We start from the raw sequence: 15031 nt of genomic DNA on the forward strand, positions 1-15031 counted from the left end.
GTAAATTAGCAAAAAAATTTGGAGCAGCACTTGTTTGCCTTGTGATTGATGAGATTGGAATGGCAAAAACAAAACAGAGAAAACTAGAAGTTGCAGAACGAATTTATAATTTATGTGTAAATAGACATGGATTTGACCCAGCTGATTTAGTTTTTGATATGCTTACATTTACTATTGGTTCAGGTGATGATGAGTATAGAACTGCTGGAATTGAGACTATGGAAGCTATTAGAGAGTTTCAAACTCTTCATCCAGAAATTGGAACAACTTTGGGACTTTCAAATATCTCATTTGGTTTATCTCAAAATGCAAGAATTTATCTAAACTCAATATATTTAGATCACTGTGTAAAAGCAGGACTTACAACTGCTATTGTAAATGTTAAACATATTATTCCACTAAATAAAATAAGTGCTGAAGATAAAAAAGCTTGTGATGATTTGATATTTAACAACCAAGAAAACGGTGACCCACTATTTAAATTTATAGAACACTTCTCAAATGTTGAATCTCAAGATGAACAAAGTGATGAAGAGTATCAAAAAATGGAACCTATTGAAAAGGTTAAAAAACTTTTATTAGATGGTGACAAAGAGAGAATGATTCCTTTAGTTTTAGAGCTAAAAGATACTATAGCTCCTGAGTTAATTGTAAATGAGTGGTTAATTGATGGAATGAAAATAATTGGAGAGCTATTTGGAAGTGGTCAAATGCAACTTCCATTTGTACTTCAAAGTGCCGAAACTATGAAAGCTACTGTTGATGCTTTAAACCCATTTTTACCAAAACAAGAAAAAAATACTGAAACTACAGTTGTAATTGGTACAGTTAAGGGTGATGTTCACGATGTTGGTAAAAATTTAGTTGATATTATTTTAAGTAACAATGGATTTAAAGTAGTAAATATTGGAATAAAAGCTGATTTAAACCAATTTTTAGAAGCTGTAAAAGAGCACAATGCAGATGCTATTGGAATGAGTGGATTACTTGTAAAGAGTACAGCTGTAATGAAAGAGAATCTTGAAGAGATGCAAAGACTTGGAATAAAAATTCCAGTTATGCTAGGTGGTGCTGCACTAACAAAAAACTTTGTTGATGATTATTGCAGACCAATTTATGATGGAGCTATTTTTTATTGTAGAGATGCTTTTGATGGTGTTGTATCTATGCAAAGAATTGAAAAAGGTGGAGAACTTGATACAAAACTAGCTGCTGATTTAATTGAAAAAATTGATACAAGCGATAGAGTTGAAAAAGAGGAGGCTATAATTCCACCTTATGAAGAGATATCTATGCCAAAAAGAGAGTTTATAGTTCCTCCATATTGGAATAAAGTTGCAAAAACTGGAGATGAGCTAGATAAAGAGTTGATATTTTCTTGGATAAATCACAGAGTTTTATTTAGACAAAGATGGGGATATAAAAGAGGAAAACAAACACCCGAAGCATTTATGAAGTATGAAAAAGATGTTGTTGAACCACTTTATTACTCTTTAAAAGATGAACTTATTTCAAAAAATATATTTGAACCAATTGCTATATATGAGTATTATCCTTGTATATCTCATGACAATAAGCTATATATTTTTGATAAAAAATATATTTACAACAATCTTGAAGAGGCAAAAAATGTTCCACCTTTAAGTGAAGCTATAAAAGTGATGGAGTTTCCAAGACAAAAAAGAAAACCTTTTAGATGTATAGCTGACTTTTTTGCAAATGATAGATTAGATGTTGTAGGATTTACACTTGCAAGTGCTGGACTTAAAATAAGTGATTATGAAAGAGAGTTTTATGATCGTGGAGAGTTTACAAAATATTATCAAATTCACGGTCTTGGAGTTGAACTAGCTGAAGCTTTAGCTGAAGTTTTACATAAGCAAATAAGACTTGATTGGGATATTGTTCCTAAAGAGGGGCATAAATTAAGTGATGTTCAAATGAAACAATATGTTGGTTGTAGATACTCTCCAGGTTATGCAGCTTGTCCTGAATTATCACAAAATAGAGATATTTTTGATTTGTTAAATCCTGAAGAGTTTGGAATTGAGCTTAGTGAAACATTCCAGATGCACCCTGAACAAACTACTTGTGCAATTGTTGTTCACAACAAAGAGGCAAACTACTATAATGTTTGATTAAACTGGGAAATTCCCAGTTTATATTAATTTATGATTTAATACTAATTTTTCCAGACCCAATAAACATAATTGCAATTGATCCTAAAAGATACATTAATGCTAATTCAATTACTGGACCACCAGTTCTTCCTAAGGCAAAAATTTCATGGCTATGAGCTAAAAATATTGCAACAACCATAGTAATAGCAACAAATAAAGCAGATGTTCTTACAAAAATCCCTAAAACAATCATAAGTGGAAATAAAATTTCACCTAAATAAACCCCATAAGCAAAAAATTCAGGGAAACCTGCTTTTGCAACCATAGCTTTAATTCCACCAATACCATTTACCACTTTTGCCCAACCGTGAAACAGCATAAGTCCACCAATTGTTAGCCTTAAGATTAATTTTCCTATATCAGCATTTAATACCGATAATTTATTTTCGATGCATTTCATAAAATATCCTTATATAAAAAATTTCCGTGATTGTAACAATAAAAATATAATGTTAAGGTTAGTTAATAAAGCTTCATTTCAATAAACTAAGCTAAAATATCAAATTAATTTTAGGAAAAAATATGAGAGAAAAAAACATTTTAAGTATGATTTTAAATTTTGTTTACTCAAAATCAAAGCAGCCTGTACTTTTAAAAGATTTGTTAGTAGCTTCAACTCAACAAAGCAATGGAATGGAAGTAGATAGCACAAGATTAGGTTTTAGACTAAGACTTACAAGAGCATATTTTGTATATATTGCTTTGGTTTTAGCAGTTTTGGTTCCTATATCACTTCTTACTCATAAACCATTAGCAAAAATAGACCCACATATATCTATCATTGGTGCAATGATTATAACAGCACTTATATTTATGGGATTTAACTACTTTTTGGCATTTCTTAAAAATAGTATGACAAAACAGAGTCTAAAAAAAGCATGGAGTGTTCATTTTCCATTTTTCTCATATAGTGAGTATCAACTAAAAGTAAATAAGATTTTTGAACAAGCTATGAGAGAAGAGGTTTCAAAAAGAGATTTACAAAAATATATTCTTGAAAGGTTAGCTACTTTATAAGCTATCTTTCAAAGATTTTGCATCTTTATTTCTACTTTTTTTCAACTCCATATCTATATATTTTCCAATAACTTCTTGTCTGTTTTTAAAAGCTAGAGTTATTTTTCTTTTTGTTGGTCTTGTTTCATAGATATAAAATCCAGCTTCATACATAGAGAGTCTTATATTTGTAGAGATTGCATAAGTTGTTAAAATAGAGTTTTCTTTTGAAATTTTATAAATATCTTCAAAATACTCTTTTGTCCAAAGCTCTTTATTTACCTCACTTGAAAAAGCATCTTGATAAACTATGTCAAAAAAATCTTTTGGAAAAGTTTTTATGTACTCTCTTGCATCGCCAATAAAAAGCTCTATTTTTATCTTCTCATCTTCATATTTTTGATTAATTGAGAGTTCATCTATAATATTTTTAAACTTTTCAAACTCTTTTGGATATGAGAAATTTTGTAAAGATTTTATTAAATCAAAATCAAGCTCTGGAGAGTAGATATTTATTTTAATATCAAGTCTGTTTTCTAAAATATAAAAGATAGTTGCAAAACTATTGTAACCCAAACCAAAACAGATATCTAATATATTTAACTCTTTTTTATTATAAGAGTGCGAAAATGCTGGAATAATGTGTTTATGCAAAGCTTCACTAAATCCACCATCTTGGGTATTGTGAAAGTGTTGATTATATTTTAAAGAGAAAAGTGTATGGCTACCATCATTTGTGGTAACCAGTTTATCTTCTAGCAAATTAGTTTCCTAAACTCTCTAGTTTATCTTCACTTAAAAATAGTTTCTCATTTGACATAACTCCAATATTTGAAGCTAGAATATCTCTTGCTATATCTTTTGCTTCAGGAAGTGAGTGCATAGCACAAGTTCCACATTGATATATATTTAGTTCTGGAATGTCGCTTTGTTTTTCAACTTTTAAAACATCTTCCATAGATTTTTTCCAAGCAGTTGCTACCTCTTCTTCTTTTGGAGTTCCTATTAAACTCATGTAAAATCCAGTTCTACAACCCATTGGAGAAACATCGATGATTTCAACTGTAGGAGAGTTTAAATGGTTTCTAATAAATCCAGCAAACAGATGCTCTAAAGTATGAATACCTTTTTCACTTAGCATCTTTTCATTTGGTTTACAAAATCTTAAATCAAAAACTGTAATAGCATCTCCTTTTGGTGTTTGCATAACTTTTGCAACTCGTACAGCAGGGGCTGGCATAATTGTATGATCAACTCTAAAACTATCTAATAGTGGCATTTTTATTCCTCATATTTTTTATATTTAATATTTAAATCTTTTTTAAATAGGTATTAATTGTATCTAATTTTTAATGAATAAGATTTGATATAAAATCAAATTTAGATAGAATCTTAAACTACAAAAAATAAAAGGATTGTTTTATGAGTAACTATTTTAAAATAGAAAATAATCAAAACAACTCTTTTTATATCAAGCTACTTAACTCTTGGAGTAAAGATAATTTAAATCAAATTATCAAAGAGTTAGGAAATTTAAATATCTCAAAAAACTCAAATATTCAAATAGATTTTAAAAATTTAATAGATATTGATAGTATTTGTATCATATATTTAATATCTTTTTTAAAAAACTTCAAAGAAGAGAATATCTCTTTTTCAAACTTTGAAAAATATGAGACAAAATATAAATTCTATAAAAAACATTATCAAAATGAGGGTTTACAAAAAGAGAAAGAGGATAATCTTTTTGAAAATATTGGTAAAAAAAGTTATGAGATATATAGCTCTTTTAAACTATTTTTGATATTTATAGGCGAAGTTTTCTACTTCTTTGCATACTCTATTTTACATCCAAAGAAGATTAGATTTAAAGCTACTTTAAAATATATTGAAACATCTGCTGTAAATGCTTTGTTGATAGTTGTTGTAAGCTCATTTTTGGTTGGAGTTGTAATTGCTTATCAAGGAGCTGTTCAGCTTGAAAAATTTGGAGCAAACATATTTATTGTTGAGATGGTAGCAATTACAATGTTAAGAGAAATAGCACCTCTTATAACTGCAATTGTAATAGCTGGAAGAAGTGCAAGTAGCTACACAGCAGAAATTGGAGCTATGAAAATAACAGAAGAGCTAGATGCTATGAAAACTATGAATTTTGATCCAACACTTTTTTTAACTCTTCCTAGAGTTTTTGCATTAAGTGTTGCTCTTCCTTTGCTTGTTTTTTTAGCAGATATTGTAGGAATTATTGGTGGAATGGTAATTGCTTATACATATTTGGATGTTACTTTTTTAGAGTTTATTACAAGGCTTCACAATGAAGTTGCAGTAAAACATCTTTTAATTGGTATTTTCAAATCGGTTATTTTTGGTTGTTTTATAGCAATTATTGGTTGTTTTAGAGGTTTTCAAGTACAGAACAATACTACAAGTATTGGAAAATATACAACAATAAGCGTTGTAAATGCTATATTTGTAGTTATATTTTTAGATGCTATTTTTTCAATAATTTTTACACAAATAGGAATATAAAATGTCAATTATAAAAGTTGAAAATCTTTGTACATCTTTTGGAAAAAATATAATACACAACAACATCTCTTTTGATGTAAATGAGGGTGAAATATTTGGAGTATTAGGCGGAAGTGGTAGTGGAAAAACTGTTTTAGTAAAACAGCTTGTTATGCTAAATCCTATTCAAAAAGGGAGTGTGAAAATATTTGATAAAGATATTACAAACTTATCAATAGATGAGATAGATAAATTAAAATTAGATTTTTCATATTTGTTTCAATTTGGAGCTTTGTACTCTTTTTTAAATGTGATTGAAAATATTAGTGTGATGTTAAAAGAGTACACAAATTTGCCAAAAGATTTAATAGAAAAAATAGCTTATACAAATTTGGATATTGTAGGTCTTCCAAAAAGAGTTGCAACACTATATCCAAATGAACTAAGCGGTGGAATGAAAAAAAGAGTTGCATTTGCAAGAAGTTTAGCAATGCAACCAAAAATTCTATTTTTGGATGAGCCTACAAGTGGACTTGATCCTGCAAGTACAGATCAGATAAATGAACTTTTATTATATTTGAAAAAACATTTAAATATAACAACAGTTATAATAACTCACGATTTAGAGACTATTAAAACTGTACTTGATAGGTTTATAATTATAAAAAAAGAGAAGATATTTGATGGAACTATAAATGAAGCTTTAAAATCAGGAGATAGTTTTATTCAAGATTTTTTATCAATAAAAAGGGTTGGTTAATGGATACTAGGATTAATTTTTTAAAAATAGGTTTATTTGTTAGTTTACTATCTACACTTCTTATTTTTTCAATATTTTGGCTTGGTAAATTTGGATTAGAGAGTAAAAAACATGATACATACTTTACATTTTTTGATGATTCTATAAATGGTTTAAATATTGGCTCTTCTATAAAATACAAAGGCTTAGATATTGGTGTTGTAAAAAATATATCAATAAATCCAAAAAATTCTGAAGAGATAAAAATAGAGTTAGAGATTCAAAAAGGAACGCCCATAAAACATGATAACTACGCTATTTTAGGAAGTTTAGGAATTACAGGGCTTAAATATATTGAGCTTAAAGGTGGCAGTAACGAATCCCCACTTTTGGAAGATAATAAGTTTGGAGAAAAAGTTATAGAGTCAAAAAAATCAACCTTAAGCAATATAGTAACATCAACTGAAGATGTAATGAGAGAGGTTTTGATAATTCTTAAATCTTTTGAAAAAGTTTTAAACCAAGAAAATATCTCAAACTTTGCACAGCTTTTAGAAAATAGTGAAAAAAGTATGGCTAACTTTAATGAACTTTTATTTGATATCAAAAACTTTACAGATGTTGGAAGTTCTAGCTTTAAAAGTGTTAAAACTTCAGCAGATAGCTTTAATATTACAATGAAAAAATTAGAAGAAGAGCTAGAAAAAGGGAGTTTTGATATAAAAAATTTAACTCAAGATAGTTTAAATAATTTAGAATCTGCCTTAACAAATATGAATGAAACTTTAATTACTATGCAAGAGTTAATTAAAAATTTAAATGAAAGCCCAAGTGATTTGTTGTTTAAACAAAAATCTATAAATTTTGGTCCAGGAGAGAAAAATGAGAAGTAGTATTTTAATTTTTTTAACACTAATTTTATTTAGTGCTTGTAGTTTCAAACAAGAGAAAATCTTCATAAATCATTATGGAATAGATTTTCAAACAAAAGCTTTAGAAACTAAAGCAAAATTTGACTCAATTTTTATTGAAGAACCAAATATAAATAGAGCTTTTAATTCACAAGCAATTTTTTATAGCAACAAAGAGTTTCAATTTGAAGAGTATGCAAAAAATAGATGGATAAGCTTTCCATCTAATATGGTTTATACTCAAATAGTTGACTCTTTTATATCTAGTAATATTTTTGCAAATGTATTAAAAGATAAGAAGATAAAAAGCCAATATAGATTAAAAACAGAAGTTTTTAAGATGTATCAAGATTTTGAAGATGATAAATCTTATGCAGTTTTGAAAATAAAATTTGATTTAGTAAAAGATGAAAAGATAGTAAAATCTTTTATTTTTAATCAAAAAACTCTTTGTGATACAAATGATGCTTACGGTTTTGTAAAGGCTTTAAATAGTAGTTTTGAAGATAGTTTAAATAGTTTGTTAAAGGATTTATCAATCCTTTAACCTTTTAGCAATGATTGGTGCGATATTCATAACCAAAAATAGTCTTACAATATGGTGCAAAGTTATATAAGGTAAATTTGCACCAACTAAAAGTGCTATTAAATTTATCTCAGTTTGACCACCAGGTCCAAAAGCAAGTAATATATCTAAAGTAGCAAAACCAAAAAAGTGGTGAATAATAAAAATAAAAATTCCACACAAGATTATTAAAATAACAAAATGTCCCAAAGTAGCAACTAAAGTATTAAAAATAGTTTTTAAATCAACATTTTTAAATGTAAACCCAATAATTGAGCCAAAAACAACTTGAATAAATTTAAGTAACTCATCTGGTATATGTGTAGTTACAAATCCGCCTGAATATAAAATAATACTTATAATCATAGGACCAATCAAATATGCAGCTGTTAGTTTTATCTTTTTTGCAAAGAGTGCTGCAAAAACTGCTAAAACATAGATATATAAAAACTCTAAAATATCTATATCTTTTATAGGTGTTGTTAAAAGCTGGTTACCTCTTATATCAATTTGAAAAAGATATTGAATAATAAAAGGCAAAGATACAACTACAAAAAATAGTCTTGAACTTTGCATTAAAGTTATCTTTGCTGTATTTGCTTTTAGCTCTTGTCCAATTATAACCATCTCAATAACACCACCTGGCATTGAGCCTAAATAAGAGGTTTTTAAATCATATTTTAAAACTTTATAGTAATAGTATGTTCCAAAAAATATAACCAAAATGGTAAATGGAATAACCAAAAGTAAACTAATAGTGTATTGTGGAATATAGTTTAAAATTGCTGGAGTAAAGGCACTTCCAATTGCTAGACCAATTAAAATTCTTGCAGGTGCTGAAAATATTTTTGGGCTTTGTATTGGAATTTTTTGAAATCTTATTAATATGCTTGTAGCAAAAATACTTCCTAAAAGCCAAGGAAGTGGAAGATGCAAATATATAAAAATAAGTGAACCACAAAAAGCTACTAGTAAAGCTAGTAGCATTTGAAAAATATTTTTTATCATTTAAAGTAGTGAAATATGTTTTACAGCTTCTAAAGAGTCTTTTTTTACAATATTAGTATATTTTAAAAGTTCCTCTTCATTTGAGTAACCACATAGTACTCCAACAGAGTTTATAGAGGCATTTGAAGCAGAGATTAAATCAAGTTTTGTATCTCCTACCATAAATGCTTGATGTTTTTTATCATCATATTCAAAAGCATCTAAAGCCTTTAGAATTGGCTCTTTATGAGGTTTTGGATTTTCTACATCTTCTCTTCCAATTATTACTTCAAAATGTTTTAAAATATCAAAGTTTTCTAATATTGGAGTTGAATAGATTCTTGTTTTTGTAGTAACCACTCCAAGCTTTGCAAATTTTGAAGCTAAGGTTACTGCTTCAAAAGCATTTTCCAAAAGTAGTGTTTGAGCAACTGAAATATCTTTATATCGCATTTTATAACTATCTACAAAATCCCAAACTATTTTTCTATCTACACCCAAATTTTCAAACATAATATCAAGTGGATAACCAATTTGAACCTTTATATCTTCAATAGTTCCTTTAAAATCAAAATTATGTTTTGAAAAGGCATGTAAAAATGTATCAGTTATTGCATCTGTTGAGTCAATTAGTGTTCCATCTAAATCAAATAAAATAATCTTCTCTTTTTTGTTCATAAAAATTTTTACTCCTCTATTTGCCAATCTTTTTGATTGTGCATTATTCCTATAATTGATGGTTCTATATTTTTTATCTTTTTATTTACAACTGTAATTGAGTCTGGAATATATAAAAATAGATATGGCAAATCGTTTGAAATGATTTTAAAAATCTCTTTATATATTTTGCTTAGCTCATCTTTATTTACAGTTGTAATTCCTTTTTCAATCAACTCATCAACTCTTTCATTTTTATAATCTACCAAATTAAATCCACCTAGTTTTGAACTTGAACTATGCCATAAAGGATAAGCATCTGGCATCAAAGCCAAAGACCATCCTAAAAGTACAGTTTCAAATTTTCGTGGATGAACAACAGTATTTAAAAAAGCTTGCCACTCCATAACTTTGATTTTCATATTTACACCAACTTTTGCTAGTTGGTATTGTAAAATCAAAGCTGTATTTACTCTTATATCATTTCCTGTATTTGTAACAAGTTCAAATGTTAAAGGATTTTTCTCATCATACCCAGCCTCTTTTAATAAAGCTTTTGCTTTTTTTAAATCTTGAACAACTGGTTTTACCTCATCATTATAAGCAAATGTATCTGGCATAAAAGGACCGTTGCAAACCTTTGCATAACCAAAAAACAAAATATCTATTAACTCTTGTCTATTTATAGCTAAAGATAGAGCTTCTCTAACTTTTATATCACTAAATTTTGGATTTTTTAAGTTAAATCCTAAATAAGAAAAACCGTTACTAGCCTTTGTTAAAATATCAAAACTATTTTTAAACTCATCATCTATTTGTCTTGAAACTTGCATAGCAGTAAGGCTTCCAATATCGAGTTTGTTTTGTTTTAGATACAAAAAAGATGTATTTGTATCTGGTAAAAATTTATATAAAATTCTATCAATTTTTGGACGACCTTCAAAAAAATAATCATTTGCAATAAGTTCAATATCACTTGCTGTTTTAAACTCTTTTAATTTATAAGAGCCTGTTCCTATTGGATTTTTATTAAAACTGCTTGTCATAAGATTTTGTTCATCTTTTAAAATATGATATGGTAAAAGACCAACCATCCAAATTTCTAAGGCTTTAAAATATGGTTTTTTATACTCAATCTCAACTGTTAAATCATCAAGAGCTTTTACACTTTTTACCTCATTAAAGTTTGATTTTATAGAGTTAAAAACAGTTGGACTTATTATTTGCTCATAAGTAAAAACTACATCTTTTGCAGATAGTTTTACACCATCGTGCCAAAGCACATTATCTTTTAATCCAATTATTAATTTTGTAGGAGTTTCAAATTTGTAATATGAAGCGATACTAGTTGTAACATTTCCATCTTTATCATACTTCAAAAGCCCATCAAATAGCCAATTTGCAATCTCACTACTAGCAGAATCATTTGCTAAAATAGGATTTAATCTACTAGGACTTGAACTCATAGACAAAGTAAGAGTTGAGGCACTTAGTGATAGAAAAAATATTATATTTATTATTAAAAATTTCATGGCGTATTGTATTGTTTTTTATATAAATTGGCTTTTAAACTCTATTTGTGATACAATTATTTTTTTTATTGCGGGGGAACACTTAAATGTGTTGAGAAGGTAAAACCTGACCCTTTGAACCTGTTGGTTAATACCAGTGTAGGAAGCAAATTTTAAAGATTAAAATTTAGAACTTAATAATAAATAACTAAAATTTAATTAAAAAAGGTGCTTTCAAATGAAGGCACCTTTTTTTTTGCCCAAAATAAAAGAAAAAATATTACAAAAAGGATTGTTATGAAAAAAGTTTTAACCATTGCAGGTTCTGACTGTATTGGTGGAGCTGGAATACAAGCTGATTTAAAAACTTTTAGTTCATTTGGAACTTATGGTATGAGTGTAGTAACTGCTGTTGTGGCTGAAAATACATTTAGTGTTATAGAGATTCAAGATGTAACTTCCAATATGATTCAAAAACAACTTGAAGCTGTTTTTGATGATATTATTCCAGATGTTATAAAAATTGGAATGCTTGGAAATATTGATACAATGAGAGTTGTAAGTGAGTTTTTACAAAAAGCAAAACAAAACTACAAAGATTTAAAAGTTGTTGTAGATCCTGTTATGTATGCAAAAAATGGTGCAGCTTTAATGGATATAAAAAATATGAATAGCTTAATTGAGCTAATTTTACCTATTGCAGACCTAATAACACCAAATATAGCAGAAGCTCAACACTTAGCAAATATGAAAATAGAGTCAAAAGATGATATAAAAAAGGCTTGTAAGATTATATTTGATAAAGCTTGTAAAAATGTACTTATAAAAGGTGGAGATAGTTTTGATGCTTTGGATATTTTATTTGATGGAAACAATTTCTTTGAATTTGAATCACCAAAAATAAAAACTACAAATACTCACGGAACTGGTTGCACATTCTCATCTGCAATTGCAGCAAACTTAGCTTTAGGAAACTCTTTAAAAGATTCTATTCAAATATCAAAAGAGTATATTTATGAAGCTATAAAAAATGCACCAAATTTAGGAAAAGGAAATGGTCCAACAAACCATTTTCATAAATTTTTTAAAGGAGAGTAGATGATAGATATTTTAGTAGATATATTAAAAGATACAAAAGAGAAAAATCCTTTAATTCATCAAATTACAAACTATGTAACTGTAAATGATTGTGCAAATGTAACTTTAGCAATAGGTGCTAGTCCTGTTATGGCTGATGAGATTGATGAAGTTGAAGATTTTGTAGATATTGCATCATCTTTACTTTTAAATATTGGAACAATAAATAAAAGAGTAAAAAAATCTATAAAAAAAGCATCTTCAAAAGCAAAAAGTATAAATACTCCAGTAATTCTAGACCCAGTTGGAGTTGGGGCTAGTAAGATTAGAACTTCTATTGTAAAAGAGCTTTTAAAAGAGTCAAAAGTTGATGTTTTAAGAGGAAATATATCTGAGATAAAATCAATCTTGAAAATTAGCTCAAATACAAAAGGTGTTGATGCCTCAAAAGATGATTTTGACTCAATAGAAAATCTTAGTTTCATTGCTAAAAAATTATCAAAAAAGTATAAAAATATTGTTGCAATAACAGGTGAAGTTGATATTATTAGTGATGGAAAAAGAGCTGTTGCTATTAAAAATGGGAATGATCTTTTACCAAAAATTACAGGAACTGGTTGTATGTGTTCATCTTTAATCGCTAGTTTTTGTGGAACTTCAAATGATAAACTATTTGAAGCAACTGTTTTGGGTATATTGGTTATGGGTATTGCTGGTGAAATTGCATCTATAAATGCAAATAAAAAAAATCTTGGAACTTTTCACAAAGGGCTATTTAATGTAATAGGAAACTTCAATGAAGAGATTTTAAGAAGTATGGCAAAAATTAAAGTTTTGTCTTAAATTTAACAAAGGAAAAATATGAATAACAACAAAATATTTGCAGAGATGATGATAAATATTCCACTTTGCACTCACTATGAAGCTAAAGAGGTTTTAGTTTTAGGAACTATTGATGATGCTATTGTAAATGAAGCAAAAAAGCACTCAGATGAATCAAATATAACATTCTCAAATCTTGATATTCTTAAACAAAAAGAGGAAAAGAGTGTTGATACAATTATCTTAACAGATATCAAACTTGATTTTCAAACTCTTTCAGATATTTTTAGAGTTTTAAAATCTGATGGAATTTTAACTTTTAGTTCTAGCTTTTACTCTAAAGATATTGAAGCTTTAAAAAATGATTTAGAAGTTGCTGGAAAACTATTTTGGATTGTTATGCCTTTTAGTTTTGGTCACACAACTTCAATTATTGCTTCAAAAAAATATCATCCAACTGCTGATTTAAATCTAAATAGAGCTGAGTTTTTGGAAGATATGGATTATTATAGTGCAGAGATTCACTCTGCATCTTTTGTTTTTCCTGCAAAGGTTCATAAAGAGTTAACTGGTATTGCTAAAAGATAAGGAGATAAAGAAAATGCAAAATATACAAAAATGGTTAGAAGAACACAAAAACGATGAAGTAAGAACGCAAATGTATTATGCTAAAAAGGGCATTATTACTCCTCATATGGAGTTTGTAGCAAAAAAAGAGAACTTAAAACCTGAATTTATTAGAAGTGAAATTGCAAGAGGAAGACTTATTATTCCTGCAAATGTGAATCATATAAATCAAGAACCAATGGCAATAGGAATTGCAAGCTCTTGTAAAATAAATGCAAATATTGGAAGTTCTGCAATTGTTAGCGATGTTCAAGGAGAGTTAGAAAAAGTTGATGTTTGTTTAAAATATGGTGCTGATACAATTATGGATTTAAGTACAGGTGGAGATTTAGATCTTATACGAAAAGCTGTAATAGCTCACTCTACAGTTCCAATTGGAACAGTTCCTATTTATCAAATTTTACATGATGTAAAAGATAAAATAGAGGATTTAACAATTGAAAAGATGCTTGAAGTAATTCAAAGACAAGCAGAACAAGGTGTTTCATACTTCACAATTCATGCTGGATTTTTACTTGAGTTTATGCCTCATATTGCAAAAAGAAAGATGGGAATAGTTTCAAGAGGTGGAAGTTTAATGGCAGCTTGGATGATGCATTATCACAAAGAGAATCCTTTTTACACAGCTTTTGACAAAATTTTAGATATTTGTAGAAAGTATGATGTCTCTTTATCTTTGGGAGATAGTTTAAGACCTGGATGTTTAGCAGATGCAAGTGATGAAGCACAACTAAGAGAGTTAAAAGTTCTTGGAGATTTAACTTTAAGAGCTTGGGAAAAAGATGTTCAAGTTATGATTGAAGGTCCAGGACATGTGCCTTTAAATCAAATTGAGAGAAATATGAAGATAGAAAAAGAGTATTGTCATGAAGCTCCATTTTATATTTTAGGACCATTAACTACTGATATTGGTGCTGGATATGATCATATCTCAAGTGCAATTGGTGCAGCTGTTGGTGGATGGCATGGAGCATCAATGCTTTGCTATGTTACTCCAAAAGAGCATTTAGGATTACCAAATGCTGAAGATGTTAGAAATGGAATTATTGCGTATAAAATTGCTGCTCACAGTGCTGATATTGCTAGAAATAGAAAAGGAGCTAGAGATATTGATGATGCAATGAGTGATGCAAGATATGCTTTTGATTGGAACAAACAGTTTGAACTAGCACTTGATCCTGACCGTGCTAGAGAGTATCACGATGAGACTTTACCTCAAGATGTATTTAAAGAAGCAGAGTTTTGCTCTATGTGTGGACCAAAATTTTGTTCATATAAAATAACTCAAAAAATCATGAAAGATCATGCAGATAAGATAGCTTAAGCCTTTTTATAAAGAATAACTTAAAATGAAGAGAAAATTAAAAAAGGCAATATTTTATTAACAATATATTTTTAAAGAACATTTGCAAGTAAATATTTCTTGCTGATGTTTGATTTTTGAAGTA

At 28.3% G+C, this 15031-nt stretch carries 16 protein-coding genes and 1 riboswitch; of the genes, 10 read left to right on the forward strand and 6 right to left on the reverse strand.

Going from position 1 to position 15031, the window contains the following annotated elements; all coding sequences use genetic code 11:
* Positions 1-2138: vitamin B12 dependent-methionine synthase activation domain-containing protein (locus WC168_RS07090; RefSeq protein WP_372618361.1), on the forward strand; the 2138-nt coding region annotated here is incomplete at its 5' end.
* A gap of 31 nt (positions 2139-2169) precedes the next feature.
* Here the strand turns inward: WC168_RS07090 and WC168_RS07095 are convergent.
* Positions 2170-2580 (reverse strand): DoxX family protein, encoded by a 411-nt coding sequence (locus tag WC168_RS07095; RefSeq protein ID WP_066160283.1) that lies wholly within the window; start codon positions 2578-2580, stop codon positions 2170-2172.
* Positions 2581-2702: 122 nt separating this feature from the next.
* Here WC168_RS07095 and WC168_RS07100 point away from each other — a divergent pair, with 122 nt between their 5' ends.
* A complete protein-coding gene (locus tag WC168_RS07100; protein WP_066160281.1) occupies positions 2703-3197 on the forward strand; it encodes a hypothetical protein in 495 nt (164 codons plus the stop codon).
* Here WC168_RS07100 and WC168_RS07105 read toward each other — a convergent pair.
* Both WC168_RS07105 and luxS read right to left on the reverse strand, forming a co-directional pair.
* Positions 3192-3938, reverse strand: coding sequence for a tRNA (5-methylaminomethyl-2-thiouridine)(34)-methyltransferase MnmD (locus WC168_RS07105; protein WP_372618363.1), 747 nt, complete (start codon positions 3936-3938; stop codon positions 3192-3194). The genes WC168_RS07100 and WC168_RS07105 overlap by 6 nt on opposite strands.
* 1 nt (position 3939) lies before the next feature.
* Positions 3940-4455, reverse strand: coding sequence for an S-ribosylhomocysteine lyase (luxS, locus tag WC168_RS07110; protein WP_372618365.1), 516 nt, complete (start codon positions 4453-4455; stop codon positions 3940-3942).
* 143 nt (positions 4456-4598) lie between these two features.
* Here luxS and WC168_RS07115 point away from each other — a divergent pair, with 143 nt between their 5' ends.
* From WC168_RS07115 to WC168_RS07130, 4 genes are read left to right on the forward strand one after another with little or no spacing between them, the layout of a single operon-like run.
* Positions 4599-5708, forward strand: coding sequence for an MlaE family ABC transporter permease (locus tag WC168_RS07115; RefSeq protein ID WP_372618367.1), 1110 nt, complete (start codon positions 4599-4601; stop codon positions 5706-5708).
* A gap of 1 nt (position 5709) precedes the next feature.
* Positions 5710-6447: an ABC transporter ATP-binding protein gene (locus WC168_RS07120; protein ID WP_372618369.1), complete on the forward strand. Its 738-nt coding sequence runs from the start codon at positions 5710-5712 to the stop codon at positions 6445-6447.
* The gene (locus tag WC168_RS07125) at positions 6447-7319 is read left to right on the forward strand and encodes an MlaD family protein (RefSeq protein WP_066409247.1); all 873 of its coding nucleotides are present in this window, start codon (positions 6447-6449) and stop codon (positions 7317-7319) included. Before WC168_RS07120 ends, WC168_RS07125 begins: the two co-directional genes overlap by 1 nt.
* Positions 7309-7884 (forward strand): hypothetical protein, encoded by a 576-nt coding sequence (locus WC168_RS07130; protein WP_372618371.1) that lies wholly within the window; start codon positions 7309-7311, stop codon positions 7882-7884. The genes WC168_RS07125 and WC168_RS07130 overlap by 11 nt, the downstream gene beginning before the upstream one ends.
* Here WC168_RS07130 and WC168_RS07135 read toward each other — a convergent pair.
* Genes WC168_RS07135 through WC168_RS07145 form a run of 3 tightly spaced genes read right to left on the reverse strand, consistent with a single transcriptional unit; the run spans position 7873 to position 11078 of the window.
* Positions 7873-8910, reverse strand: coding sequence for an AbrB family transcriptional regulator (locus WC168_RS07135; RefSeq protein ID WP_372618373.1), 1038 nt, complete (start codon positions 8908-8910; stop codon positions 7873-7875). The two genes, WC168_RS07130 and WC168_RS07135, sit on opposite strands and share 12 nt — an antisense overlap.
* Complete coding sequence (locus tag WC168_RS07140) at positions 8911-9567, reverse strand: HAD family hydrolase (protein WP_372618375.1); 657 nt, start codon at positions 9565-9567, stop codon at positions 8911-8913.
* A gap of 8 nt (positions 9568-9575) precedes the next feature.
* Complete coding sequence (locus WC168_RS07145; protein ID WP_372618377.1) at positions 9576-11078, reverse strand: peptide-binding protein; 1503 nt, start codon at positions 11076-11078, stop codon at positions 9576-9578.
* 62 nt (positions 11079-11140) lie between these two features.
* A riboswitch (TPP riboswitch) is annotated at positions 11141-11240 on the forward strand.
* A 114-nt stretch (positions 11241-11354) separates the two neighbouring features.
* Here WC168_RS07145 and thiD point away from each other — a divergent pair.
* The 4 genes from thiD to thiC are packed head-to-tail and all read left to right on the forward strand — an operon-like array spanning position 11355 to position 14907.
* A complete protein-coding gene (thiD, locus tag WC168_RS07150) occupies positions 11355-12155 on the forward strand; it encodes a bifunctional hydroxymethylpyrimidine kinase/phosphomethylpyrimidine kinase (RefSeq protein WP_372618379.1) in 801 nt (266 codons plus the stop codon).
* Positions 12156-12977: a hydroxyethylthiazole kinase gene (thiM, locus tag WC168_RS07155; RefSeq protein WP_372618381.1), complete on the forward strand. Its 822-nt coding sequence runs from the start codon at positions 12156-12158 to the stop codon at positions 12975-12977. It abuts the gene before it with no gap.
* An 18-nt stretch (positions 12978-12995) separates the two neighbouring features.
* A complete protein-coding gene (locus WC168_RS07160; RefSeq protein ID WP_066160257.1) occupies positions 12996-13544 on the forward strand; it encodes a spermidine synthase in 549 nt (182 codons plus the stop codon).
* Between the two features lie 13 nt (positions 13545-13557).
* The gene (gene thiC / locus WC168_RS07165) at positions 13558-14907 is read left to right on the forward strand and encodes a phosphomethylpyrimidine synthase ThiC (RefSeq protein WP_066409450.1); all 1350 of its coding nucleotides are present in this window, start codon (positions 13558-13560) and stop codon (positions 14905-14907) included.
* Positions 14908-15031 lie beyond the last annotated feature (124 nt).

The sequence above is a fragment of the Aliarcobacter sp. genome, from assembly GCF_041672065.1.
GTDB classification, from domain to species: domain Bacteria; phylum Campylobacterota; class Campylobacteria; order Campylobacterales; family Arcobacteraceae; genus Aliarcobacter; species Aliarcobacter skirrowii.

What these genes read in the sequence shown, in the direction of transcription:
- WC168_RS07095 (WP_066160283.1), bottom strand. Translation starts at nt 2,580, where the DNA reads ATGAAATGCATCGAAAATAAATTATCGGTATTAAATGCTGATATAGGA.
- thiM (WP_372618381.1), top strand. Translation starts at nt 12,156, where the DNA reads ATGATAGATATTTTAGTAGATATATTAAAAGATACAAAAGAGAAAAAT.
- thiC (WP_066409450.1), top strand. Translation starts at nt 13,558, where the DNA reads ATGCAAAATATACAAAAATGGTTAGAAGAACACAAAAACGATGAAGTA.
- WC168_RS07125 (WP_066409247.1), top strand. Translation starts at nt 6,447, where the DNA reads ATGGATACTAGGATTAATTTTTTAAAAATAGGTTTATTTGTTAGTTTA.
- thiD (WP_372618379.1), top strand. Translation starts at nt 11,355, where the DNA reads ATGAAAAAAGTTTTAACCATTGCAGGTTCTGACTGTATTGGTGGAGCT.
- WC168_RS07160 (WP_066160257.1), top strand. Translation starts at nt 12,996, where the DNA reads ATGAATAACAACAAAATATTTGCAGAGATGATGATAAATATTCCACTT.
- WC168_RS07100 (WP_066160281.1), top strand. Translation starts at nt 2,703, where the DNA reads ATGAGAGAAAAAAACATTTTAAGTATGATTTTAAATTTTGTTTACTCA.
- WC168_RS07135 (WP_372618373.1), bottom strand. Translation starts at nt 8,910, where the DNA reads ATGATAAAAAATATTTTTCAAATGCTACTAGCTTTACTAGTAGCTTTT.
- WC168_RS07140 (WP_372618375.1), bottom strand. Translation starts at nt 9,567, where the DNA reads ATGAACAAAAAAGAGAAGATTATTTTATTTGATTTAGATGGAACACTA.
- WC168_RS07130 (WP_372618371.1), top strand. Translation starts at nt 7,309, where the DNA reads ATGAGAAGTAGTATTTTAATTTTTTTAACACTAATTTTATTTAGTGCT.
- luxS (WP_372618365.1), bottom strand. Translation starts at nt 4,455, where the DNA reads ATGCCACTATTAGATAGTTTTAGAGTTGATCATACAATTATGCCAGCC.
- WC168_RS07145 (WP_372618377.1), bottom strand. Translation starts at nt 11,078, where the DNA reads ATGAAATTTTTAATAATAAATATAATATTTTTTCTATCACTAAGTGCC.
- WC168_RS07115 (WP_372618367.1), top strand. Translation starts at nt 4,599, where the DNA reads ATGAGTAACTATTTTAAAATAGAAAATAATCAAAACAACTCTTTTTAT.
- WC168_RS07120 (WP_372618369.1), top strand. Translation starts at nt 5,710, where the DNA reads ATGTCAATTATAAAAGTTGAAAATCTTTGTACATCTTTTGGAAAAAAT.